General features: G+C 68.6%; 21 protein-coding genes. 12 read left to right on the top strand and 9 right to left on the bottom strand.

All coding sequences use genetic code 11. The annotated features are described in order from the left end of the window. The first annotated feature begins 55 nt into the window (after nt 1–55). Nucleotides 56–589 (top strand): RNA polymerase sigma factor, encoded by a 534-nt coding sequence (locus tag AB0B91_RS58375; RefSeq protein ID WP_358340724.1) that lies wholly within the window; start codon nt 56–58, stop codon nt 587–589. After that, on the top strand, nt 586–1,455 hold the full coding sequence (locus AB0B91_RS58370; protein ID WP_358340722.1) for a hypothetical protein: 870 nt from the start codon (nt 586–588) through the stop codon (nt 1,453–1,455). Before AB0B91_RS58375 ends, AB0B91_RS58370 begins: the two co-directional genes overlap by 4 nt. Here AB0B91_RS58370 and AB0B91_RS58365 read toward each other — a convergent pair whose 3' ends face one another. Next, nucleotides 1,456–1,992 carry a TIGR00645 family protein gene (locus tag AB0B91_RS58365; RefSeq protein WP_358340720.1) on the bottom strand — a complete coding sequence of 179 codons (537 nt, stop codon included), beginning with the start codon at nt 1,990–1,992 and terminating at the stop codon, nt 1,456–1,458. 133 nt (nt 1,993–2,125) lie between these two features. Here AB0B91_RS58365 and AB0B91_RS58360 point away from each other — a divergent pair, with 133 nt between their 5' ends. Next, nucleotides 2,126–2,500 (top strand): BlaI/MecI/CopY family transcriptional regulator, encoded by a 375-nt coding sequence (locus AB0B91_RS58360; RefSeq protein ID WP_358340718.1) that lies wholly within the window; start codon nt 2,126–2,128, stop codon nt 2,498–2,500. Here AB0B91_RS58360 and serC read toward each other — a convergent pair. Further along, nucleotides 2,479–3,600 (bottom strand): phosphoserine transaminase, encoded by a 1,122-nt coding sequence (gene serC, locus AB0B91_RS58355; protein WP_358340716.1) that lies wholly within the window; start codon nt 3,598–3,600, stop codon nt 2,479–2,481. The two genes, AB0B91_RS58360 and serC, sit on opposite strands and share 22 nt — an antisense overlap. Before the next feature lie 129 nt (nt 3,601–3,729). Here serC and AB0B91_RS58350 point away from each other — a divergent pair, with 129 nt between their 5' ends. After that, nucleotides 3,730–6,369 carry an ABC transporter substrate-binding protein gene (locus tag AB0B91_RS58350; RefSeq protein WP_358340714.1) on the top strand — a complete coding sequence of 880 codons (2,640 nt, stop codon included), beginning with the start codon at nt 3,730–3,732 and terminating at the stop codon, nt 6,367–6,369. Between the two features lie 52 nt (nt 6,370–6,421). On the opposite strand, the gene AB0B91_RS58345 is transcribed toward AB0B91_RS58350, so the two are convergent. Then, nucleotides 6,422–7,528, bottom strand: coding sequence for a citrate synthase 2 (locus AB0B91_RS58345; RefSeq protein ID WP_358340712.1), 1,107 nt, complete (start codon nt 7,526–7,528; stop codon nt 6,422–6,424). Nucleotides 7,529–7,704: 176 nt separating this feature from the next. Here AB0B91_RS58345 and pdxH point away from each other — a divergent pair, with 176 nt between their 5' ends. The 5 genes from pdxH to AB0B91_RS58320 all read left to right on the top strand — a co-directional run bounded on the left by pdxH (nt 7,705) and on the right by AB0B91_RS58320 (nt 13,610). After that, nucleotides 7,705–8,358 (top strand): pyridoxamine 5'-phosphate oxidase, encoded by a 654-nt coding sequence (gene pdxH / locus AB0B91_RS58340; protein WP_358340710.1) that lies wholly within the window; start codon nt 7,705–7,707, stop codon nt 8,356–8,358. Nucleotides 8,359–8,368: 10 nt separating this feature from the next. Further along, nucleotides 8,369–9,604, top strand: a complete 1,236-nt coding sequence (locus AB0B91_RS58335; protein ID WP_358340708.1) for an MFS transporter — start codon at nt 8,369–8,371, stop codon at nt 9,602–9,604. Between the two features lie 164 nt (nt 9,605–9,768). Further along, nucleotides 9,769–10,473 (top strand): metal-dependent transcriptional regulator, encoded by a 705-nt coding sequence (locus AB0B91_RS58330; RefSeq protein WP_358340706.1) that lies wholly within the window; start codon nt 9,769–9,771, stop codon nt 10,471–10,473. Nucleotides 10,474–10,596: 123 nt separating this feature from the next. Further along, nucleotides 10,597–12,816 (top strand): SpoIIE family protein phosphatase, encoded by a 2,220-nt coding sequence (locus AB0B91_RS58325; RefSeq protein WP_358340704.1) that lies wholly within the window; start codon nt 10,597–10,599, stop codon nt 12,814–12,816. Between the two features lie 17 nt (nt 12,817–12,833). After that, complete coding sequence (locus AB0B91_RS58320; RefSeq protein ID WP_358340702.1) at nt 12,834–13,610, top strand: alpha/beta fold hydrolase; 777 nt, start codon at nt 12,834–12,836, stop codon at nt 13,608–13,610. Here AB0B91_RS58320 and AB0B91_RS58315 read toward each other — a convergent pair. Beyond that, nucleotides 13,607–13,975, bottom strand: coding sequence for a hypothetical protein (locus AB0B91_RS58315; protein ID WP_358340700.1), 369 nt, complete (start codon nt 13,973–13,975; stop codon nt 13,607–13,609). The genes AB0B91_RS58320 and AB0B91_RS58315 overlap by 4 nt on opposite strands. A 59-nt stretch (nt 13,976–14,034) precedes the next feature. Here AB0B91_RS58315 and AB0B91_RS58310 point away from each other — a divergent pair, with 59 nt between their 5' ends. Then, a complete protein-coding gene (locus AB0B91_RS58310; protein WP_358340698.1) occupies nt 14,035–14,424 on the top strand; it encodes a MarR family transcriptional regulator in 390 nt (129 codons plus the stop codon). On the opposite strand, the gene AB0B91_RS58305 is transcribed toward AB0B91_RS58310, so the two are convergent. The 4 genes from AB0B91_RS58305 to AB0B91_RS58290 all read right to left on the bottom strand — a co-directional run bounded on the left by AB0B91_RS58305 (nt 14,421) and on the right by AB0B91_RS58290 (nt 17,025). Beyond that, a complete protein-coding gene (locus AB0B91_RS58305; RefSeq protein ID WP_214643264.1) occupies nt 14,421–14,582 on the bottom strand; it encodes a hypothetical protein in 162 nt (53 codons plus the stop codon). The genes AB0B91_RS58310 and AB0B91_RS58305 overlap by 4 nt on opposite strands. Nucleotides 14,583–14,622: 40 nt before the next feature. Continuing rightward, entirely contained in the window at nt 14,623–14,748 is a 126-nt protein-coding gene (locus tag AB0B91_RS58300) for a hypothetical protein (protein ID WP_281428996.1), read from the bottom strand. A 67-nt stretch (nt 14,749–14,815) separates the two neighbouring features. Then, nucleotides 14,816–15,868 carry a HesA/MoeB/ThiF family protein gene (locus AB0B91_RS58295; RefSeq protein WP_358340696.1) on the bottom strand — a complete coding sequence of 351 codons (1,053 nt, stop codon included), beginning with the start codon at nt 15,866–15,868 and terminating at the stop codon, nt 14,816–14,818. A gap of 11 nt (nt 15,869–15,879) precedes the next feature. Next, complete coding sequence (locus tag AB0B91_RS58290) at nt 15,880–17,025, bottom strand: acyl-CoA dehydrogenase family protein (protein WP_358340694.1); 1,146 nt, start codon at nt 17,023–17,025, stop codon at nt 15,880–15,882. 160 nt (nt 17,026–17,185) lie between these two features. On the opposite strand from AB0B91_RS58290, the gene AB0B91_RS58285 reads away from it, so the two are divergent. Both AB0B91_RS58285 and AB0B91_RS58280 read left to right on the top strand, forming a co-directional pair. Further along, nucleotides 17,186–18,544: a hypothetical protein gene (locus AB0B91_RS58285; RefSeq protein ID WP_358340692.1), complete on the top strand. Its 1,359-nt coding sequence runs from the start codon at nt 17,186–17,188 to the stop codon at nt 18,542–18,544. Continuing rightward, the gene (locus AB0B91_RS58280) at nt 18,541–19,314 is read left to right on the top strand and encodes a class F sortase (protein ID WP_358340690.1); all 774 of its coding nucleotides are present in this window, start codon (nt 18,541–18,543) and stop codon (nt 19,312–19,314) included. Before AB0B91_RS58285 ends, AB0B91_RS58280 begins: the two co-directional genes overlap by 4 nt. Nucleotides 19,315–19,602: 288 nt before the next feature. Here the strand turns inward: AB0B91_RS58280 and AB0B91_RS58275 are convergent, their stop codons facing one another. Beyond that, complete coding sequence (locus AB0B91_RS58275; RefSeq protein WP_358340689.1) at nt 19,603–19,773, bottom strand: hypothetical protein; 171 nt, start codon at nt 19,771–19,773, stop codon at nt 19,603–19,605. Nucleotides 19,774–19,810 lie beyond the last annotated feature (37 nt).

The following is a 19,810-nucleotide window of genomic DNA, read 5'->3' as shown; positions in this document are numbered from 1 at the left end:
CATGTAAGGGGTGACCACAACCCCTGAATGAGGAGGCCGACCATGGGATTCGCCTGTGGATGACGACCGGAGACGCCGGTTCGAGGCCATGTATGCCCAGACATACGAGCCCATTCTCGGATACGCCATGCGCCGCTGCGAGTCCCCCGAGGACGCGGCGGACGCGGTGGCCGAGACGTTCGCCATCGCCTGGCGCCGAGTCGACGTGCTGCCGCCTGACGCGGAGGCCAGGCTCTGGCTGTACGGCATAGCCAGGAACGTCCTGGCCAACCACCGGCGCGGCCGGGTCAGGCGGCTGTCCAGAAGCGTGCAGCTCGACGCCGACCTCGCCGACCTGTACGCCTACTCGCCCGAGGGCAGCGTGGAGCTGGGCGCGATCGCGCAGGCGTTCAAGGAACTGCACGAGGACGACCGGGAGCTGCTGTCCCTGGTCGCCTGGGAGGGGCTGGACCACGCCCAGCTCGCCAAGGTCCTCGACTGCTCGCGCAACGCCGTACGCATCCGGCTGCATCGCGCGCGCAAGCGCTTCGCCAAGACGCTCGCCCGGGCGGGCGTCTCCGTCAACCGTGTCACCGTGGAGTCCGTATGAACGAGTTGAGGCAGCTCGCCAGGGTCCGGGACGAACAGCTGGCCGGTCAGGCGTCCGGCGCGGGGGCCCGTGCGCTGCTGGCGGCCATCGTCGCCGAAGAGCCGAGTACGGAGGATGCCGGGAGCCGGGCGCCGAGATCCCGCCGCACCCGCCGCCTGGTCGTGGGGCTGGTCGCCACCGCCGCGCTCGCCATCGCGGCCGTCATGGGCCCCACCCTGCTGAAGCGGGACGCCACCTCGTACGCGAACACGGCCATCGACATCGAGCTGCAGGGTGACGAGTACGTCGCCAGGATCAAGGACCCGTTCGCCGACCACGCCCTGTACGCCGAGGCGTTCCAGGCGATGGGCCTGGACATCGGCATGGAGCTGATACCCGTCTCACCGACCCAGGTGGGCGGCATCGTTCGCATGGGATTCGCCGGCACCACCATGGACGACAAGCTCGGCGGCAACCTGGAGCCGGACGGATGCGCGTTCGGCCACGAAGGCTGCTTCCTCACTGTCACGGTGAGCAAGGGATTCAAGGGCCGTGGCGTCTTCTACCTGGGCCGGCCCGCCAAGTCCGGCGAGAAGTACCAGGCTTTCGGGCAGGCCGGCAGGAAGGGCGAGATGCTCGAAGGCTACGACGCCGACGGGCGGACCGTGGGCAAGGTCGTGGCCGAGGCGCACCGGCGGGGCCTGCAAGTGGTCTTCCAGATCATCGAGCCGAGCCCGGACGGCAACGGCTTCGGCATGAGCCGGGATCAGTCGGCCGAGGTCGGCGACCACTGGTACGTCTGGGCCGCCGAACCCGAGCAGGTCGGCACGGTGCGACTGCTGGTCACGGAGAAGCACCTCCGGAAGAACCCGGTCACCGGCGAGTAGCTAGGACGGGTGCACCCGCTCGGCCGGGGAGGATGAGAGCAGGCGATCTATCAGTGCCAGGCCGATGGCCGACAGGACGAAGGCCAGGTGGATGATCGTCTGCCACATCATCTTGCTGTCTGGGATGTCCTGGGCCTTGATGAACGTCTGCAGCAGATGGACCGACGAGATGCCGATGATGGCCGTCGCCAGCTTGACCTTGAGCACGTTCGCGTTGACGTGGGACAGCCACTCCGGCTCGTCGGGATGCTCGTTGAGGTTGATGCGCGAGACGAACGTCTCGTAGCCCCCGACGATGACCATGATGAGCAGGTTGGAGATCATCACCACGTCGATGAGGCCCAGCACCGACAGCATGACCGTGACTTCGATGTCCTTGTTGCTGCCGTGGAGGACACCTTCGATCAGGTGCCATAACTCGACCCCGAACTGCCACACGTACACGCCCTGGGCCACGATGAGCCCGAGGTAGAGCGGGACCTGGAGCCAGCGGCTGGCGAACATCAGGTAGCCCAGGCCGTTGGGCCGCCTGCTCATACTCATCCGGTATAACCCCCGTCACATGACGATATATCCGCCCAACTGGGCGGAAGGAAGATCAGCCCCGTTCGCGCATGTGGGCTTTTTCGGTAAGAATGTTTCCTAACTCACCTAGCCGGAGGTTGGTCAGTTGGCGAAGCTGGGGTCCCTGGAGCGCGCGATCATGGACGTGCTGTGGGATGCCGGTAAGCCGATGCGGGTGCGCGAACTGCTGGCCACGCTCAACGAGGAACGCGAGCTCGCCTACACCACGGTGCAGACCGTCGCCGAACGGCTGGTGAAGAAGGGGCTGCTCGTCCGCACGCCGTACCGGAACGCCTTCAAGTACGTGGCCGCCTACTCTAGGGACGAGCACGTCACGCGGCTCATGCTGGAGGCGCTTGCGGCCAGCACCGACCGGCTGCCGGTGCTGGCGAGGTTCGCGCAGAGCGTCGAGGAGGAGGACGCCCTGGCCCTGCTGGACGAGCTGTCGCGCCGGACGGGTCAGAGACGCTCGACCACGTAGTCGACGCAGACTGTCAGCGCCTCGACGTCGGCCGGGTCGATGGCCGGGAACATCGCGACGCGGAGCTGGTTGCGGCCGAGCTTGCGGTAGGGCTCGGTGTCGACGATGCCGTTGGCGCGCAGCGCCTTGGCCACGGCGGCCGCGTCCACGTCGTCGGAGAAGTCGATCGTGCCGACCACCTGCGAGCGGAACTCGGGAGCCGCGAACGGCGTGGTGTAGGAGGTCTTCTCGGCCCAGGTGTAGAGGCGCTGGGCGGAGTCGGCGGTGCGGGCGGTGGTCCAGGCCAGGCCGCCGTTGCCGTTCATCCAGTCGAGCTGGTCGGCCAGCAGGAACAGCGTCGCCACCGACGGGGTGTTGTAGGTCTGGTCCTTGCCGGAGTTGTCGATCGCGACCGGCAGGCTGAAGAACTCCGGCACGTAGCGGTCGGTGGCGGCGATCTCCTCGACCCTCTCCAGGGCGCGCGGCGACATGAGCGCGATCCACAGGCCGCCGTCGGAGGCGAAGCTCTTCTGTGGGGCGAAGTAGTAGACGTCGGTCTCCTCGATGGCCACGGGCAGGCCGCCCGCGCCGGAGGTGGCGTCCACGAGCACCAGCGAGTCGTCGGAGCCGCCCAGCTCGATCGGCCGCTCGATCGGCATGGCCACGCCGGTCGAGGTCTCGTTGTGGGTGAGCGCGTAGACGTCGACGCCGTCCTCGGGCACCGCGGCCGGGTAGGTGCCCACCTCCGACTTGATCACCGTGGGCTCGCCCAGCCAGGGCGCCTTCTTGGCGACGGTGGCGAACTTCGAGGAGAACTCGCCGAACGACAGGTGCTGGGACCGCTCACGGATGAGTCCGAAGGAGGCGATGTCCCAGAACGCGGTGGTGCCGCCGTTGCCCAGCACGACCTGGTAGCCCTCGGGGAGCGCGAACAGGTCGATGAGGCCGGCGCGTACGCGGCCGACCAGGTTCTTGACCGGCTTCTGGCGGTGTGAAGTGCCCATGAGACTCGCGCCGGAGGCGGCGAGCGCGGCCAGTTGCTCGGTGCGAACCTTCGAGGGCCCGCAGCCGAAACGGCCGTCGACGGGCTTGATGTCAGCGGGAATCACGATGTCAGCCACCTGACCAAGGGTACTTACCCGTGAAGGTTGCCTGGACCCGGGTCCGGATGGTGAGAAAGGATGAACCATTCCCACTGATCATTCGTTGGACCAGCAGCACAGAACAGCACCGGCTGGAGGAGCGTCCGGGTGGCCGATCTGCGGAGTGTCGTCGAGGGGCTGATTCGCCGGCCGGCGTTCTGGCGGGCCGACCCGCCGCTGCCCACGGTGTTCGTGACGGGTCCCGCGGCGCTCGCCGCGGCCGAGATGCTCGCCAAGCCGTTCGTTGGCTGCGTGCCCTATGCCCATGTCAAAGAGGGCGCGCACAAGTCGATCCAGGCGCTGGTGGAGGAGCTGGCGGGGGAGCAGAAAGGCGAGCTGGGCAAGCCGGTGGGCGGGTCGCTGCTGCCGCCGCCGCGCTTCCCACTCGCGCAGTTCGTGCTGTGGGCGAGGAAGCAGCGGTATCTGCCGCCGCCGGGCGATGATCCCAAGGATCCTGAAAGCTGGCTGCCCGCTCCGGGCACGCACCCGGGCTACCGGATGTTCAAGGAACGGCTCAAGGAGTGGCAGCGCAGCAGCCGCGACACCGACCGGGGGCGCAGAACGTCGGCCGACTTCCTGGCGCGCGCCGCGACGACCTGGGTGCCGGTCGGCACGCTGGCCGTCTGGTGGTTCAACGGCCCCGCCGACCTCGTCGGCCTCGCCCCGTGGGTGCTCGGCCTGTTGGTGGCCGCGCTCGGCACCACCGGCCAGTTCTTCTTCTCGATCAGGGGGACGTTGTTCACCGGCTGGTTCCGCAAGCAGCCATACGTGCGGCGGGAGCCGTTCGACGGGCCCGCCAAGTACGCGCTCCGCCTGGCCAACGCCGACGACGAGGAGATCAAGCGGTTATTGGTGCACGCGCTGATACGGGATCTGCGCGAGGCGTACAAGAAGTGGATCATCCCGTGGCCGAGCTGGGGCAGGGGCCAGTACGCCCTGCTGCTGATCGAGGTGGTCGATCCCGACGGGATCAACGCGGAGTTCCTGCAGCTCGTGGAGGAGACCACCAAGAAGACCGGGATGCTGCCGCCGATGGTCGTGCTGGCGGCCGTGCCCGCTGTCCCGCCCGGGCCGCCGACCGAGTCCGAGGAGCTGGACGAGCTCGAGAAGGCCGTCGGGCGGTGGCGGGCCGCAGCCCGGTTGCGCGTCCCGGACCTGCGGATCGGCGTCCATGCCACGGATATGCCCGCCGCCGGGGACTACCCGCCGGTGCTGCCGCGCAGGAAGCGGGCCCTGGGCTACTGGACGGCCATAGGGCTGCTGCTGGTCCTCCCGTTCGCCTTGGTCTTCTTGGTGCAGCGAGACAGCATCGCCCACTGCGGCGGCCTGGAGTGGGCGGAGCGGATCGGCACCGAGTGCGTCGGCGTCGTGAACGCCACCAGCGACACGCCGGACGGCCTGCTCGTGGATGACGTGAAGGAGACGGTCAAGAAGATCGACGCGAACAACGCCTACGCCATCGGCTCGGGACGGTACGTCAGTGTGGTCGTGTTCGGCGAGTACTCGATCACGAAGACAGAGGCGAACGACACCCGGCTCTCGTCCGCCGTGTCCGAGCTGGAAGCGGTGGAGGAGCAACAGCGGACCGCCAGCACCACGCCCCGCCTCCGAGTGTTGATCGCCAACGCCGGCGACGGCTTCCGCCACGGTCGCCGGGCGGCGCAGCTCGTTACCGAGCTCGCCGGACAGGATCCTCACGTGATGGGCGTGATCGGCCTGCCGCGCAGCGTGGAGGGCGTCAGCCAGGCGATCGAGGAGCTGCATCTGGCGAAGATCCCGATGGTGTCGAGCACGGCGACGGCGGACCGGCTCGGCTACGTCGGCGACTCCGCCGACGGCAAGCAGCCCGGCCAGCCGTCCCCCTACTACTTCCAGGTGGGGCCGACCAACTTCCGTGAGGCGACGCTGGGCGCGCGGTTCGCCCGGCGCATGCTCCTCCCGCACGTGGACAAGCCGGTCGCGGTCATCATCCGGGACGAATCGACCACTGACCAGTACACGAAGAACCTGGCCGACGATTTCGTGACCGCGCTGAAGGAGCAGGGCATCACGGTCAAGGAACCGAAGGACTACACCGTCGAATCGGGCGGCGTCCAGGAAGCCGCTGTGGGGGCCTGCGGCCTCAAGCCGGACGTCTTCCTCTATGCCGGGCGGGCCGCGGAGTTCCTCGGCTTCCTCACCTCGGTCGAGGGCAGCGGCTGCAAGGACGCGAAGGTGATCGCGGGCGACGACGTCGTCAGGGCGATGACCGACCACAGCGGCGAGATCGGTCACATGAAGCAGATGGAGGTCTACTACCTGGCGCTGGCGCACCGGGCGGTGTGGAGGCAGAGCTCCACCAGGCAGACCGCGTTCATCAGCAGCCTGCTCGCGGGCGCGCACACGAAGACCTCCGAAGACAGTCTCATCCTCACCTTCGACGCGGCCAACGTGCTCTACCAGGCGGCCAGTACGGCCTACCGGGCCGGAGCGCAGGAGGGAGGCGGCCTGCCCAGCCGGGGCGACATCCTGTACCGGCTCACCCGAAGGGTCTGGAGCGGATCCAGCGGGAAGATCGACTTTGGCACCGCCGATCTGCACACCCCGGTCGACAAGGCCCTCTCGATCATGAAGGTGGACGTGGACCAGGCAGGTCACCCGAAGCCGGTCGTCCGCTGCGGCTCGCTGGACGTCGGCGAGACGCCCCCGAACAACGCCGTGTGCCCCGGCCTGCCCGACACCGCCGACTCGTCGCCGTCCACCAAATGACGTACGGCTGCCGCGTCGGAACGCGGCAGCCGTACAGATCAGGATCGAGGCGTCAGATGGTGCCGACGACCTCGGCGGCGCCGGGCACGTCGCTGAGCGGACGCGACGCCGGGCCGATGTACTTGGCGCTCGGGCGGACCAACCGGCCCGTGAGCTTCTGCTCCAGGATGTGCGCGGCCCAGCCGGCCGTACGGGCGCAGGTGAACATCGAGGTGAACATGTGCGACGGCACCTCGGCGAAGTCCAGCACCACGGCCGCCCAGTACTCGACGTTCGTGGCGAGCACCCGGTCGGGCTTGCGTGCGTGCAACTCCTCCAGCGCGGCCTGCTCCAGAGCGGCGGCGACCTCGTAACGAGGCGCGTTGAGCTCCTTCGCGGTACGGCGCAGCACCCGCGCGCGGGGGTCCTCGGCACGGTAGACGCGATGGCCGAAGCCCATCAGCCTGCTGCCCTTGTCCAGCTCGCTCTGCACGTACTTCTTGGCGTCGCCCAGGTGTTCGACACCTTCGATCATGTGCAGCACCCGGGCCGGAGCACCGCCGTGCAGCGGGCCGGACATGGCGCCGACCGCACCGGAGAGCGCGGCGGCCACGTCGGCGCCGGTGGAGGCGATGACCCTGGCGGTGAACGTGGAGGCGTTCATGCCGTGCTCGGCGGCCGAGGTCCAGTAAGCGTCGATGGCCTTGACATGGTTGGGGTCGGGCTCGCCACGCCAGCGGACCATGAACCGTTCGACGATGGTCTTGGCCTCGTCGACGCGGCTCTGCGGCACCATCGGCAGGCCGAGGCCGCGCGCCGACTGCGCCACGAAGGAGAGTGCCATGACGGAGGCACGCGCGAGCTGGTCGCGGGCCTCCTCGTCACTGATGTCGAGGAGCGCCTTGAAGCCGTAGGCCGGGGCCAGCATGGCCAGCGCGCTCTGTACGTCTACGCGGATGTCACCGGAGTGAACAGGAATGGGGTACGGCTCCGCCGGGGGCAGGCCCGGCTGGAACTTGTTGTCGACCAGCAGGCCCCAGACGTGCCCGAAGGGGACACGGCCGACCAGCTCTTCGATGTCGACACCCCGATAGCGAAGGGCTCCCCCTTCTTTGTCCGGTTCCGCGATCTCGGTCTCGAAAGCTACAACGCCCTCGAGGCCGGGTTTGAAGTCGGACATTCTCGGCCGCCTCCCTTTCTTGCCATGTTCCGGCAATGCCTTGATGTCGAGATACCGGCGGGTCAATTTAACCCCCTACCCGCCCGTGGTCCGTCTCCGGACCCGCCGGAACGTGAAAGCCGCTGGTAGGGAGTGTTGTGTGGGATCTGCCACCAAGCGCGCAAGAATACCGTCTCGTGGATGGAACCTCGCGCCCGCCCGCGCTGGCGGGGCTTCGCCGTACCTATGAGGGCGAGCCGCTGCTCGAAGCCGATCTCGCCCCCGATCCGATCACGCAATTCGCCGTCTGGTTCCAGGAGGCGCTCGCCGCCGGCCTGCCGGAACCGAACGCCATGGTGCTGGCCACCGCCTCGGCCGGCGGCCGGCCGAGTGCCAGGACCGTCCTGCTGAAGGGCTACGACGAGCACGGATTCGTCTTCTACACCAACTACGAGTCGCGCAAGGGCCGTGACCTGGCCGAGAACGCCCGCGCGTCGCTGCTGTTCCCCTGGCACCCGATCCGCCGCCAGGTACGCGTCGAGGGCACGGTCGTGCGGCTCTCGAACGAGGAGTCGGCCGACTACTTCAACTCCAGGCCGTACGGCTCGCGGATCGGGGCCTGGGCCTCGCGCCAGTCCGCGGTCGTGCGGTCCAGGGAGGAGCTGGACGCCCGGTACGAGGAGCTCGCCGCCCGATGGCCGGAGGATCCGCCCGTGCCCGAGTTCTGGGGCGGGTACCGGGTCATCCCGCTGGAGGTGGAGTTCTGGCAGGGGCAGCTTGACAGGATGCATGACAGGCTCCGCTACCGGCGAACCCGCCCCGGGTGGGTCTTGGAGAGACTTGCCCCTTAATGTGCCTTAAGTGGCAATCGGGGAGCTGGTCAAGCGTCATCTGATAGACATACGGCCGCTGGCCGTGCCCACCTACCGGCGGCTCTGGTCGGGTCAGGCGATCGCCAACATCGGCATCGGAGTGACCGTCGTCGCGGTCAGCAAGCAGGTCTGGGACCTCACCCAGTCCTCCTTCTGGGTCGGCCTGCTGGGTCTGGCCAACCTGATCCCGCTCCTGGTGTTCGGGCTGTGGGGCGGGGCGTTCGCCGACGCGGTCGACCGGCGCCGGCTGCTGATCACCAGCTCGCTCATCTCCTGGGGCGCGACGCTCTTCATCCTGGCGCAGGCCCTCCTGGGGCTGGGCAACGTCTACCTGCTGCTGCTCGCCTCGGCGGTGAGCGCCACCGGGTTCGCCATGACCTCGCCCGCCCGCGGCGCGATCATCCCCAGGATCCTGCCCCCCGAGCTGGTGCCCGCCGCCAACGCGCTGAACTCGCTGGTCTTCGGGTTCGGCGCGATCGTCGGGCCGATGATCGCGGGCGTGCTGCTGGCCTGGCAGGGCTACCCGCTGGCGTACGCGATCGACGCCGTCCTCTTCACGGCCAGCCTGTACGCGGCGATCCGGCTGCCCGAACTGCTGCCCATGGGGGAGATCCAGCGGCCCGGCTGGCGGTCGGTGATCGACGGGCTGCGCTACATCGCGACCGGGCCGGTCCTGCTGATGTCGTTCGTCGTGGACATCATCGCGATGGTCTTCGCCCTGCCGAGGGCGCTGATCCCGCAGGCCGTGGCCGAGCGCTTCGACGGCTCGCCGATCGCGCTCGGCTGGCTGTCGGCCGGCATGGCCATCGGCGCGGTGCTCGGCGCGCTCGGCTCCGGCTGGCTGGGCCGGGTACGCCGCCAGGGGGTCGCTCTGACGGTCACAATCGCTCTCTGGGGCCTCAGCGTGGCCGCGGCCGGGTTAGCCCAGCAGCTGTGGCTCATGGTCGTTCTGATGGCCGTCGGAGGAGTGGCCGACATGGTCTCGTCGGTCTGGCGGCAGTCCATCCTGCAGTTGCACGCTCCCGACGAGATGCGCGGGCGGATGCAGGGGGCGTTCATGGTGGTCGTGGCGGGCGGCCCGCGCCTGGGCGATCTGCGGGCCGGCCTCACCGCCGTGTGGTTCGGGATGACCTGGGCGTGGGTGGGCGGCGGCCTGGCGTGCGCCGTCGCGGTCCTGATCGTCGGCCTGTCGGTGCCCAGCTTCCGCAACTACCGGGCCGGCTAGCCGTACGCCACCGGGCCGGTCGGGAAGGAACTGGGTCGCCCCGGTGTTGTCGTCCTTCGCCATCGCCGGTCGTTCTCCCCATAGGGTTCCGTGTGACTTCTGTGCCCGTCGCGGACGGGTCCAGTCTCTGCCCTGACCGGCGTAGCATTCAGATGGGAGGAGCCTTGACCGCACACGGCCTGATCGACACCACGGAGATGTACCTCCGCACGATCTTCGAGCTCGAGGAGGAGGGCATCGTCCCGTTGCGCGCGCGCATCGCGGAGCGGCTCCAGCAGAGCGGTCCCACCGTGAGCCAGACAGTGGCCCGGATGGAGCGCGACGGCCTGGTCCGCGTCGAGGGTGATCGCCACCTGTCGATGACCGAGCTCGGCCGCACCCTGGCCACGCGCGTGATGCGCAAGCACCGCCTCGCGGAGTGCCTGTTGACCGAGGTCATCGGCCTGCCGTGGGAAGAGGTGCACATCGAGGCGTGCCGCTGGGAGCACGTGATGTCCGAGTCCGTGGAGACCCGCCTGGTGACGCTGCTCGACAACCCGACGGTCTGCCCGCATGGCAATCCGATCCCGGGTCTGGGCGAGCTCGGCGCCAGAGAACCCATAGAAGGCGGCCCAGACCTCTTGACATCCATGTCCGACCTCGCCGGGCCCAGAGATATCCCCGTAGTCGTGCGGCGAATTAGCGAACAAGTGCAAAGCGATCCTGCTGTGATGCTTAAACTCAAGCAAGTTGGGATACAACCCGGACGCGAGGTGACGCTCGCGGCGAGCGACGACGGTGTGCGGGTGACAGGTGACGGTGACGCGAACGACACTCTCGCGGAGCTTCCGCGTGACGTTGCCGCGCATGTTTTCGTCTCCAGACGCTGACTCGCCCGCTACTCCTTGGTTGAATCCCTATTGGGAGGCCCTCCACTCCCCGCCGGTCAACACTGTTGCAGGAGTGCCCGTGGTTCGCTTTGCGCACATGCCCTCCCTAGGAGTGGTCTCCGGATGAAGCGTTGGGGGGATCTGTCGCACGACGAGGCTGATCAGCTGGCGGCCGAATCCGTACTTGATCATGCGGAGATGGCGGTCGTCGTGACCGACCGCTTCAGCAACCTCCTGTATTGGAATCCGTTCGCCGAGAAGCTCTTCGGGCGCCCTTCGAAGTCGTCACGTGACACCTCGATGCTGTCGCTCGGCATCATGGAGAAGGACCACCCGCTCGCCATCGAGCTGACCAAGCACGTACTTAAGGGCGGCGTGTGGGAGGGCACCTTCGACGTGCGGCGGGGTGACGGCACGATCGTCTATGTGCGCGCCCAGGCCGTGCCGCTGCGCCATCCCTCCGGGTCGGTGACGGGCATCGTCGTCACCGCCCGCGAGGCGCTGCGCAGCAACGAGCGGGAGAAGGACCGCTTCGGCCTGCTGGAGCGCATCGGCGAGCGGCTGGCCGGCTCGCTGTACGTCGAGGAGACGCTCAAGCGGGTGGCCGAGATGCTCGTCCCGCAGTTCGCCGACCACTGCTTCATCGAGTTGATGGAGGGCGACCGGCTGGTCCGCCGGGTCTCGCAGCACGTCCAGGGATGGAGCCCGCCGCCCGGCACCTGGAAGCCGATCGGCGCGGAGATCCGCTACCCGGCCAGCCACTACGCCGACACCGCGCTGCGCCGCCAGGAGACCATCCTCGTCGAGGACTTCGCCACCAGCAGCTTCCCCTCGCCGAGCGAGGGCAGCGCCAAGCTGTGCGGCGAGGTCGGCATGACCTCCGCCATCGTCGCCCCCCTGTGCGTACGCGGCGAGACGCTCGGCCTGATGTACCTGGGCCTGTCCAACCTCACCGACCGCCGCAGCCCCCACTACGACGCGTTCGACCGCGACTTCGTCGGCGCCATCGCCACCCGGGTCGCGCTCGCGATCGACAACGCGCTGCTGTTCGAGGAGGAGCGGCACACGGCCGAGTCGTTCCAGAAGCACCTGCTGCCGCGGGCGCTGCCGCAGCTCGACGGCCTGCAGATCGCGGTGCGCTACTACCCGGCGGCGCCGCTCGCCTCCCACGGCCAGGGCATCCAGACCCAGGTCGGCGGCGACTGGTACGACGTGATCCCGCTGTCGGCCGGTCGCGTCGGCATCGTCATCGGCGACGTGGAGGGCCGGGGCGCCAAGGCCGCGGCCATCATGGGCCAGCTCAGGGCGGCGCTGCGGGCCTTCGCCCAGGACGACAAGTCACCGGCCGACATCCTGGCCAGGCTCGACGAGTGGACCCGCATCATCGCCGATCCGGAGAAGGACGACAGCGGCGCCGACATCAGCGTGCCGCCGATCGTGACCTGCCAATACCTCGTCTACGACGCCTGGTCGCGGCAGCTCTCGTTCGCCAACGCCGGTCACGCGCCGCCGCTGCTGCTGGTCGACGGCCAGTGCGTCGAGCTCGACATCGAGGAGGTCGGCCAGCCGCTGGGCGTACGCGCCAAGGGCCTGCACGCCGACCTCGTCTACAAGGAGGAGACCCGCACGCTGCCGCCCGGCGCGGCGCTGCTCCTCTACACCGACGGCCTGGTCGACCGCCGCCCCGGCCGCGACGGCCGGATGCCGACCGACGCCGAGACACTGGGCGTGCTCTGCGAGAAGCTGGCGAAGATGGCCGACTCCGAGGTGGAGCGGGTGGCCGACGCCGCGACCGTCGCGGTGCCCGGCGAGATCGACGACGACATGGCGATCCTGGTGGTCCGGTCGAGCCAGTCGGACCTCGACGTCGAGGAGCGCACGTTCCCGGCGCAGCCGATCATGGTCGGCGAGGCGCGCCGGATGGCCTCCGAGGCGTTCGGCGGCTGGAACGTCCCTGAGGAGCGCGCCGAGCTGGCCTGCCTGCTCGTCTCCGAGGTCGTCACCAACGTGGTGCTCCACGCGGCCCACGCGGGCGTGCCACGCAGGGAGCTGGTCGTCGAGGGGCCGCCGCTGCCGTTCGAGGAGTCCTGGGACGTGCCCGGCTTCGAGGACGAGGTGGTCGGCGACAAGGAGTTCACGCTGCGGCTGCGCCGGGGTGAGGAGTCGGTCTGGGTCGAGGTGTTCGACCAGGACCTGCGCCTGCCGCGGATCCGGAGCGCGGGGGAGAACGACGAGGGCGGACGCGGCCTTTACCTGGTGGACCAGCTCGCCAGGCGCTGGGGGTCGCGACCCACCAGGGAAGGCAAAGCCGTCTGGTTCGAGATTCCCACCCGTAGCCGCTGAGTGGTTGACTCGAGGCCATGGAGCTGGCCTACGAGCGTCGCGGCACCGGTGCGCCGCTGATCCTCATTCATGGCATCGGCCACCACTGGCAGGCGTGGCTGCCGGTCATGGACCGCCTGGCCGCCTCGCGCACGGTCATCGCCATCGACCTGCCCGGTTTCGGCGTCTCGCCCGGCCTGCCCGATGCCATTCCGTACACCGCAGAGTCGCTCGCCGACGCGGTCGAGTCGTTCTGCGCGCTACTCGGCGTGCGTGATCCGCACGTCGCGGGCAACTCGCTCGGTGGTTACGTCGCGCTGGAGCTGGCCTCGCGCGGCGTGGTCGCGACGGCCACCGCGCTGTCGCCCGCGGGTTTCTGGTCGCGCCCCGAGCTGCTGTACTGCCAGGCGGTGCTGCGCGCGCTGCGGGCCACGGCCAGGTCGCTGCCGCCGGAGCAGGCCGTCCGGCTCGCCGAGCACCCACTGGGCCGGGCCCTGTCGGCCGGGCTCCTGGTCGCCCATCCATCCCGGATGTCGCCGACGGCCCTGATCGCCGCCACCCAGGCGCTGGGCGCTTCGTCCGGCTTCGAGGAGACGCTGGAGGCGTTCTCCGGCGTGATGCCGCCCGCGCCGCCCAAGTCGCCCATCACGATCGCCTGGGGCGAGCACGACCGGCTGCTGTTGCGCCGTCAGGCCGTGCGCGCCGCCAGGTGGTCGGGGCAGCGGGTCAAGCTGCTCAAGGGCTGCGGTCACGTGCCGATGAGCGACGATCCGGGGCTGGTGACCCGGGTGCTGCTGGAAGGCAGCGGCGGCTAGGCCGCTTCGAGGTTGGCGGCCATCTGGTTGAGCACGGCGAGAGCGGTCTGGAAGTCTTCCGTGCTGACGCCCTGGGTGGCCAGCCGTCTGTACTCCTCCACGCGGCCGATGACCGCCGCGTGGACCGCCTTGCCTTCTTCGGTGAGGGCGGTGCCGTTGATCCATCCCCTGGTGGTCAGCTCGCGCACCGCGTCGCCGGTGCCGTCGAAGGCATCCAGTGCCTCGTAGGGGTCGTCGCCCTCGGATACGGCGTTGAGCGTCTGCCATTCGCGGCGCGAGAGCTTATGGTCGTGTAGCGCACGGCCCATCGTCTCCTCAAGGAGTGTGTGGACGTGTTTGAGCAAGTATCCGACTCTTCGGTTCATGGATGTATAGTAGCAACTATATGTATTTTGACAATGATATTGCAGCAGTCGAGCGCGCCATGGTCGCGATCAGGCGCAGGCAGAGCAGACGCGCGCTGGCGCGGCTGCAGGGCGCGCCGGGGCCGGAGTTCGAGGTGCTCGACGTGATCGAGGCCGCGAGCCCGCCCGTCACCGTCTCGACCGTCGCCGACGCGCTCTCGGTCGACCAGCCGAGGGCGAGCAGGCTGGTGGCGGCGGCCGTCGCGGCCGGCCTGGTCAGGCGTGAGGCGGACCAGGCCGACGGGCGCAGGGCGCTGCTCGTGCTGACCGACGAAGGCCGGACGGCGCTGGAGCAGGCGCATCACGGCAGGCAGACGGCGTTCGCCGCAGCCATGACGGAATGGTCGGACGCGGAGCGCGCGGAGTTCGCGCGGCTCCTCACCCGCTTCGTCGAGGGGCTCCCCGGCTAGCGGAACGTCTGGCCATAGACGAGCAGCATGACGATGACGAAGACGATCATCACCCCGACGTAGCCCACGGGCCCCAGGCGCAGCGCCCGGCGCACGCGGTTGAGGCCCCAGGCGAACAGCAACGCCAGGAAAACCAGCAGGATCAGGCCGCCATCCATGCTGACCAGTATGCGGTGTCGGAGCCCTTGCCGCGCGGTGTCAGTTGGAGTTGCCGTGGCTGGCCGGCCAGCCCTTGGTCTCCATCTTCGCCAGCCGGCGAACCGTGATCTTCTTCTTCGGCTGGGTCTCTCGGCTGTCCTCCGGCGCGATCTCTTCGGGACGCACTCAGCAGCCTCCTGGGTCGGTTTCGGTATGGGTGACTGACGCGATTCTGAACGATCAACCACTGCTGTCAAGCACTACACACGTCACACTCGTCACGCGCGGGGAAGCGGACGAAGATCTGGTCGTCGGGCGCCACCAGGTTGAGGCCGTACGCGTAACCGGGGGCGACGTCGGGGATGCCGGTCAGCAGTGAGATCACCGCGTGGGCGGTGAGCAGGCCCGACAGGCCGCCCGAGGTCGAGAGCACGCCGGGCCAGCCGGAGTCGGTCATCCTTCCGCGGCGCTCGCCTTCCGCCCGCAGGCACTCGTAACACGGGAAACCCGGCGCGAAGACGCCCACCGACAACTGCGGGCCCTCGTAGCCGCCGCCCACCCAGGGGATGCCCGCGGCAGCGCAGGCCCGGTTCGCCCACCGGCGGATGCCATCGGGCTCGCGTGGCTCGTCCGCGCAGAGCGCGAGCACGTCGAAGCCGGTGATCAGCCGGGTCAGCTCCGCCAGGCTGCCGATCCGCCGGTTCTCGCCGGTCACCTCGATGTGGGAGTTGACCGCTCGCAGCCGTTCCGTGGCGACGTCCACCTTGGGCAGGCCCACGTCCTCTTCGCCGTACAGGGTCTGGCGGTTGAGGTTGGACAGCTCGACGCGATCGCCGTCGACGCAGTGGATCGTGCCGACGCCGGCGGCGGTGAGGGCCCAGGCGGCGTGCGAGCCGGTGCCGCCCAGGCCGAGCACGACCACCCTGGCCCGCTTGAGCAGGAGCTGCGGTGCCCAGCTCGGCTCGCGCGGGCGCAGGCTCGCCCAGCGGAAGTAGGCGGCGTTCCTGGCGTACCGGTCCAGCTCGGCGGGGGCCAGCTCCGGCGGCGGCGCGGCCGACGCGTCCTCGACATGGCCGGAGTCCAGCAGCGTCGTGACGAGCTCGGCCGCGTTCGGGCAGCGATCCGCGAGCGCGGTGACGATCTCTCCTCGGGTACGGGTGCCGTCCATGAGCTGGAGGGCGTGCCAGGCGTGGCCGTTCGGGTCCTCGATCTCACTGGCGAGTCCGTAGATTTCCCCGCCTATCCGGATCGTGCCGTTGTCGAGACGATACGGGCGATGCTCCGGTTTTACCCGAGGACGCGTCATGCGTCCGGATTCTAGAACCCGAAGGACCGTCCGATGATCTCCTTCATGATCTCGGTGGTGCCGCCGTAGATGGTCTGGACGCGGCTGTCGATCCAGGCCTTGGCGACCGGGTACTCCATCATGTAGCCGTAACCGCCGTGCAGTTGGAGGCAGCGGTCGATGACCTTGTTCTGGAGCTCGGTGGTCCACCACTTGACCTTGGCGGCGTCGACCACGGTCAGCTCCTTGGCGTTGAGCGCCACGATGCACTTGTCCACGTAGTGACGGGCGATCTCCGTCTCGGTGGCCAGCTCCGCCAGGACGAACCGGGTGTTCTGGAAGGACCCGATGGTCCGCCCGAAGGCCTGGCGAGACTTGCAGTACTCGATGGTCTGCTCCAGCACGGTCTCCGCCGCCGCGACCGCCGCCACCGCGATGGACAGGCGTTCCTGGGGCAGGTTGTTCATGAGCTGGAAGAAACCCTGGCCCTCTTCGGCGCCGAGCCGGTTGGCCACGGGAACGCGGACGTTCTCGAAGAACAGCTCGGCCGTGTCCTGCGCCTTCATCCCGATCTTGTCGAGGTTCCGGCCGCGCCCGAACCCCTCCATACCCCGCTCGACGACCAGCAGCGTGGTGCCGCGCGCCCCCGCCTCGGGATCGGTCTTGGCGACCACCACGACGAGGTCGGCGTTGATCCCGTTCGTGATGAACGTCTTCTGCCCGTTGACCAGGTAGTGATCGCCTTCGCGGACCGCGGTCGTCCTGATCCCCTGCAGGTCGCTCCCGGCACCCGGCTCGGTCATCGCGATCGCCGTGATGAGCTCGCCGCCGGCGAACCCGGGCAGCCACCGCCTCTTCTGCTCCTCGTCGGTCAGGTCGACGAGGTACGGCGCCATGATGTCGTTGTGCAGGCCGAATCCGAGCCCTGACGCCCCATGCCGGATGATCTCCTCGACGATGACCGCGTTGAACCGGAAGTCGGTGACACCGGCGCCTCCGTACTCCTCCGGGACGGAGAATCCGAACATGCCGATCTCGCCGGCCTTCTTCCATACCTCGCGCGGGACGATGCCGTCCTTCTCCCATTCACCGTGGTGTGGTGTCACTTCACGGGCCATGAACTCGCGCACGGTCTCCTGGAAAAGCAGGTGCTCCTCATCGAAGAGGTCTCGCCGCATCAGTCGCCTCCAAGCTGGGTGGGTGTGCAGAACAGAATACGATTCTGGTGCGGCTTTTCCAGGGGCGGACACGGGTTCATCACAAGTGCTGATAGTTACGGTGTTCGGCGGATATCGACCCTAAGATCGACCTTCGGCTTAGTGTTGATCGGAGTGTGCCGTGAGTCGGTTGCGGAAGGCGTTAATCGCCGCATCGGTCGGCATGGCGGCATCAGCCGCGTTCGTGGTGACATCCACTCCAGGCGAGGCGGAGTCATCGCTCGTCGCGAAGTATCTCTGCACGGGTGGTGTCGCCGGGACCGGGACGGGCGTCCAGCTGGAGGCCACGATCACGCCCAGGCTGACCGAGGGCGGCATGCTGAATGTCGGCTGGGCGCTCAAGTATCAGGGCACTCGCCGGTTCGGATCGCCCGGGTTCTTCCCGGCGGGTTCCACGCTCAACCTCGAAGGCGTGGTCGACATCACCGGCGCCTGGACCGGCCAGCTCCGGCCGAAGGGCAGCAAGGACCAGGCGGACCTCGTGCCCGGCGACCAGCTCGTGCTCCCCGACGGCCTGTCCGACGCCGGCTCCGTGCAGCGCACCGGCACCGTCCGGATCAAGCCGGCCGCGCTGGTCGTCCGGTTCAAGCCCGCCGAGGGGGAGGTGATGGTCAACAACCACAAGAGCGTCATCTCGTACACCCCGGACTGGAGCCGGATCCACACCGAGGAAGAGTTCGGCGACCACCTCTACGACCTGCACACGACCAACACGAAGAACGGCATCGCCAAGCTGAGCTTCACCGGCACCCAGGTCGCCTACATCAGCAGGCGCGAGCGGGACCTCAGCGAGGTGCGAGTGCTCCTTGACGGCGACACCGTGACCGACGGGCTGGTCGAGCCGGGCAAGGACCGCGACGGCACCCCGATGACCGGCACCCAGGCCCAGGAGGTCCTCTGGGAGTCGCCGGTGCTCGACTACGGACCGCACACGATCGAGGTCATCAACACCGAGGCCAAGACCGCGTACGTGGACGCCTTCAAGGTGACCACCGGCAACCTGGACGAGCCGCCGACCCACAACCAGGCCACGTGCACGCTGCAGGGCGACCCCGGCGCCATCGAGGTGACGGTGCCCGGCGCCACCCCCAACTCGCCGACGCCGACCCCGACACCCACGCCGACCCCCACCCCCACCCCGACCCCCACCCCAAGCGGCTCGGTCAGCCCGTCGAGCAGCCCGACGGTCTCGTATCCGAACGTGAACCCGGGTATCGACCGCAACCTGGTGAGCGTGGTGCCGGGCGGCGTGAACACCAGTACGGCGACCCCCAAACCGACCACGACCAAGACCAAGTACGTCAAGGCGCAGGTGGCCAAGACGCCCAAGGGCGGTGTGGACTCCGGTGTGGCTCCGGAGCCGGGGCGCGGGTCGTACGGGCTGATCGCGGGCGGCTCCATGCTGCTCATGGGGAGCGTCACAGGAGGGCTGGTGCTACGGCGGCGCAAGGCCGGGCACACCGGAGGAGTTGAGTCATGACCGAGCAGAAGCCGCTGCTGAACAGGGCACTTCCCGGGCTGCTGATCGCCGGGTCGCTGGGCGGGGTGGGCGCCATCATGGTCGGCCTGCTGTCGCTGGCGCCGACCGTGGACGACGGCTCGGGTCCCGGACCGCAGGCCCAGCCGAGCACGGTTCAGATTCAGAACGCGGCCGGCGCTTTCGTCCTGCCCCCGACCGTGGGCCCGGGCGGCAAGAATGTGCCGCTCACCCCGGCTCGCCTGGACGCCCCGCCGCCGCTGGCCGCCGCCCCGGTCGTCGCACCGATCCCGCCGGCCAAGACCAAGGCCAAGAAGGCGGCGCCGGTCCGCATCAAGATTCCGAAGATCAAGGTCAACGCCACGATCGGCTCGGTCACCGTCGACATCAAGGGCAACCTGACCACCCCGCCGCTGTCCAAGCCGACCCTGACGGGCTGGTACAAGTTCTCGCCGGTCCCGGGCGAGCTGGGGCCCGCGGTGATCAACGGCCACGTGAGCACCACGAAGGGCGCGGCGGTGTTCTACCGGCTCTCCGAGGTGGCCAAGGGGGACCAGATCTACGTGTACCGGTCGGACAAGAAGGTGACGCGATTCACGGTGAGCGGGGTCGAGCAGGTCAGCAAGTCCTCGTTCCCGACCGCTCGCGTGTACGGGAACACGAAGAACGCGCAGCTCAGGCTGATCACTTGCGGGGGTGTCTTCAACAAGACGGCCCACAGCTACACGGACAACATCATCGTGTACGCCACCCTGTCCAAGAAGAAGGGGTGAGGCGGGCAAGTGCTTGCTTGTAGGGTTTACGCGAACTTCACAGGGACAGTTCGTATCATCTCTACCTAACCGTGACCAACGGCTGGGATTCTGATACGCCTGTTGTTACTGCGCTGAACGGAGAAGGACAGTGCTGACGTCCAAGGCGAGGCGCCGCCTCGCCCTCAAGGCATCTGGCCTGGCCGTAGCGGGTGCAGGTATTTTCTGGGTTGTCCCGGCGGTGGCCCAGGCGATGGCGACGAAACCGGTGACCTACACGTGCACGACAGGCACGGGCGCAGGTGTCGACTACAAATTCGAGATGGACCTGCAAGGGCCACTGACCACGCCAACGCCCAGCTCCACAGCGGTGGTGACATGGAAGATCGCCCAGCCGGCGGCCTCGCCGACGTCGTTCACGGCACCGTCGGCGATCGCCACCACAGACCGCGTGGTCATCCAGGCGACCGCGGTGATCACTGGGACGCCGAATCCCAGTCCGACTGAGACGCGGTCG

Source organism: Nonomuraea sp. NPDC049141 (assembly GCF_040648415.1).
GTDB lineage: Bacteria > Actinomycetota > Actinomycetes > Streptosporangiales > Streptosporangiaceae > Nonomuraea.
Note: the sequence above shows the minus strand (reverse complement) of the source record. Positions and strands in the feature narration are given on the sequence as shown.

What these genes read in the sequence shown, in the direction of transcription:
- AB0B91_RS58325 (WP_358340704.1), top strand. Translation starts at nt 10,597, where the DNA reads ATGAAGCGTTGGGGGGATCTGTCGCACGACGAGGCTGATCAGCTGGCG.
- AB0B91_RS58280 (WP_358340690.1), top strand. Translation starts at nt 18,541, where the DNA reads ATGACCGAGCAGAAGCCGCTGCTGAACAGGGCACTTCCCGGGCTGCTG.
- AB0B91_RS58290 (WP_358340694.1), bottom strand. Translation starts at nt 17,025, where the DNA reads ATGCGGCGAGACCTCTTCGATGAGGAGCACCTGCTTTTCCAGGAGACC.
- AB0B91_RS58310 (WP_358340698.1), top strand. Translation starts at nt 14,035, where the DNA reads ATGGTCGCGATCAGGCGCAGGCAGAGCAGACGCGCGCTGGCGCGGCTG.
- AB0B91_RS58315 (WP_358340700.1), bottom strand. Translation starts at nt 13,975, where the DNA reads ATGAACCGAAGAGTCGGATACTTGCTCAAACACGTCCACACACTCCTT.
- AB0B91_RS58345 (WP_358340712.1), bottom strand. Translation starts at nt 7,528, where the DNA reads ATGTCCGACTTCAAACCCGGCCTCGAGGGCGTTGTAGCTTTCGAGACC.
- AB0B91_RS58305 (WP_214643264.1), bottom strand. Translation starts at nt 14,582, where the DNA reads ATGGATGGCGGCCTGATCCTGCTGGTTTTCCTGGCGTTGCTGTTCGCC.
- AB0B91_RS58320 (WP_358340702.1), top strand. Translation starts at nt 12,834, where the DNA reads ATGGAGCTGGCCTACGAGCGTCGCGGCACCGGTGCGCCGCTGATCCTC.
- AB0B91_RS58370 (WP_358340722.1), top strand. Translation starts at nt 586, where the DNA reads ATGAACGAGTTGAGGCAGCTCGCCAGGGTCCGGGACGAACAGCTGGCC.
- AB0B91_RS58295 (WP_358340696.1), bottom strand. Translation starts at nt 15,868, where the DNA reads ATGACGCGTCCTCGGGTAAAACCGGAGCATCGCCCGTATCGTCTCGAC.
- AB0B91_RS58365 (WP_358340720.1), bottom strand. Translation starts at nt 1,992, where the DNA reads ATGAGCAGGCGGCCCAACGGCCTGGGCTACCTGATGTTCGCCAGCCGC.